Source organism: Sphaerochaeta sp. S2, assembly GCF_016406725.1.
Classification (GTDB): Bacteria; Spirochaetota; Spirochaetia; order Sphaerochaetales; family Sphaerochaetaceae; genus Sphaerochaeta.
Window position 1 is genome coordinate 1 of the sequence record NZ_JAEKNT010000274.1, and the last position, 3,020, is coordinate 3,020.

Below are 3,020 nucleotides of genomic sequence, written 5' to 3' on the forward strand. Positions count from 1 at the left end.
AAAGGCAATAAGAAAGACCTCACCATGATTTTCACCTGGCCGGTCAAGAAAGCTATCAAACTCTATGAGGAGCGTCTACGCCCCGATGAGACCCTGGTGACCAAAATCAGGATCATTGACACCTTCCTTCCTGTTGCAAAGGGTGGTACCTACTGTACCCCTGGTCCTTTCGGTGCAGGAAAGACTGTTCTCCAGCATATGACCAGCTGTAATGCAGATGTCGATATTGTAATTATCGCTGCATGCGGAGAGAGAGCCGGTGAGGTGGTAGAAGTGCTCAAGGAGTTCCCTGAGCTTGTTGACCCGAAGACCGGTCGTTCATTGATGGAACGTACCATCATAATCTGTAATACCTCTTCCATGCCGGTAGCAAGCCGTGAGGCTTCCGTATACACCGCAGTAACGCTTGCTGAGTACTACAGGCAAATGGGACTCAGTGTCCTGCTCTTGGCTGACTCCACCAGCCGATGGGCACAGGCAATGCGTGAGATGAGTGGTCGTCTTGAAGAGATCCCAGGTGAAGAGGCATTCCCTGCATATCTCGAAAGCCGTATTGCAGAGTTCTATGAGAGGGCTGGAAAGGTACGTCTACGTGATGGTCGTATTGGTTCGGTAACCATCGGAGGAACTGTCAGTCCTGCTGGTGGTAACTTTGAGGAGCCGGTAACACAGGCTACACTCAAGGTTGTTGGAGCTTTCCACGGATTGAGTCGTGAACGCAGTGATGCACGTAAATATCCTGCAATCGATCCTCTCACTTCCTGGTCGAAGTATGAGGGTATCATCAAACAGGCAAAGGTCGAGTATGCCCGCAATATCCTGAGAAGGGGTAATGAGGTCAACCAGATGATGAAGGTTGTCGGTGAAGAGGGAACCTCGGTTTCAGACTATATCACCTACCAGAAGAGTGAGTTGATTGATGCTTTCTACCTACAGCAGAACTCCTTCGACCCAGTTGATGCTTCGGTCCCACCTGAAAGACAGAAACATACCTTTGAGGTACTGTTCAAGGTACTAGCGACCGAGTTTGATCTAGAAGATAAGAAACATGTGCGTTCCTTCTTTAACACGCTTAGGCAGAAGTTCCTTGACTGGAACAATGTTGAAACGAAGAGCGAGCGCTTCACACAGATAGAAGGGGAGATTCTTGCCCTGTACCAGGGGAAACAACGTAGTGTTGATCCTGACGCTGAGCAGTTGATCTAAGGGGTTGCAGATGCAGAAAGTCTATTCAAAAATTGAATCCATTGTAGGAAACGTCATCACCGTGCGTGCCGTCGGGGTAAGCAACAGTGAGCTTGCCATTGTCACCTCTGAAGGTGAGCAGAGCTATGCGAGTGTCATCAAGCTTGATGATGATCTGGTCTCTTTGCAGGTATTCAGCGGAGCACAGGGTATATCCACCGGTGATCAGGTGCGATTCCTTGGCGTTCCGATGCGTGTCTCATATACAGAGAACCTTCTCGGTCGTGTATTTGATGGTACCGGCAATCCCCGTGACAATGGACCTTCGCTGTCAGACAATATGATTGATATCGGTGGTCCTGCGGTAAATCCAGCAAAACGAATCATTCCTCGCAACATGATCAGAACGGGTATCCCGATGATCGATGTGTTCAATACCTTGGTTGAGAGTCAGAAACTTCCCATTTTCAGTGTCAGTGGTGAGCCTTACAACCCACTGCTTGCGAGAATTGCCATGCAGGCTGAAGTTGACCTGATTGTACTTGGAGGTATGGGTCTCAAGTATGATGACTATCTCTTCTTCAAGGATACCCTTGAGAGTAGTGGTGCAATGAGTCGAACGATTATGTTCATCCATACTGCAAGTGACCCAACCGTTGAATGTATGTTGGTTCCTGATATGGCCCTCGCTGTTGCTGAGCGTTTTGCACAGGATGGCAAGAAGGTTCTTGTACTGCTAACTGATATGACCAACTTTGCTGACTCCATGAAAGAGATGGCCATTACCATGGACCAGGTGCCTTCGAACCGAGGATATCCTGGGGATCTCTATAGTTCCCTTGCTTCCCGTTATGAGAAGGCTGTTGACTTTGAGGGTGCAGGCTCTGTAACCATTCTTGCGGTAACCACCATGCCTGGTGATGATGTCACGCACCCGGTTCCTGATAATACCGGATATATCACCGAAGGTCAGTACTATCTCAAGGGTGGAAGAATCGAGCCATTTGGGTCGCTGAGTCGACTCAAGCAGCAGGTCAACAAGGATACCAGGGATGACCATCGTGCGTTGATGGATGGTATGATCAAACTATATGCATCATACAAGGAGTCACTGGAAAAGAAATCCATGGGCTTCAATATGACCGATTGGGATGAGAAATTGCTCAAGTATGGTCGATTGTTTGAAAGTAAATTGATGGATTTGAGTGTAAATATCCCCCTAGAGGGAGCACTGGACTTGGGATGGGAGATTCTCAGTGACTGTTTCGAGCCAAATGAAACAGGATTGAAGAGTGATTTGATCCTGAGCCGCTGGCCCAAGAAGTTGAATGACTAAGGAGTCGAGATGGCCGTCAAACTGACCAAGAACGAACAGAAACTCCAAAAGGACAGATTGAAGCAATACCAGCGGTATCTGCCGACCCTGCAACTGAAAAAACAACAGTTGCAGATGGTTATCAGGCAGATTTCTGCTGAGGTGGCATCGCTGAAGAAAAAGCAGGAGGCGCTCGTTCAGGACATGCAGACGTGGATTGCTGTGTATCATGAGAATACCGCATTCGCTTCTGAACTGAAGGTTGAAAAGCTCATCAAGATAGACAAGGTGGTTAAGGCAAAAGGCAATATTGCCGGTGTGACCATTCCAGTATTCAAGGAACTGACCTTTGTTCCCATCTCCTACAACCTTGCTGACTATCCTCTTTGGGTGGACAAGGGATTGGAGTGCCTTCGTGACTTGGCACGTTATGATGCCTTGATCGCAACACTGGAACAACAGGTGAGACTCCTTGAAAAAGAGTTGAGAACCACCAGTCAACGGGTGAACCTTTTCGAGA

At 48.2% G+C, this 3,020-nt stretch carries 3 protein-coding genes; all 3 read left to right on the forward strand.

What is annotated here, in order from left to right:
- A partial coding sequence (locus JF818_RS07725; protein ID WP_198891445.1) for a V-type ATP synthase subunit A occupies positions 1-1,206 on the forward strand: 1,206 nt, incomplete at its 5' end.
- 10 nt (positions 1,207-1,216) lie between these two features.
- Positions 1,217-2,521 carry a V-type ATP synthase subunit B gene (locus tag JF818_RS07730; RefSeq protein WP_198891446.1) on the forward strand — a complete coding sequence of 435 codons (1,305 nt, stop codon included), beginning with the start codon at positions 1,217-1,219 and terminating at the stop codon, positions 2,519-2,521.
- A 9-nt stretch (positions 2,522-2,530) separates the two neighbouring features.
- The coding region (locus JF818_RS07735; protein ID WP_198891447.1) for a V-type ATP synthase subunit D at positions 2,531-3,020 on the forward strand (490 nt) is incomplete at its 3' end.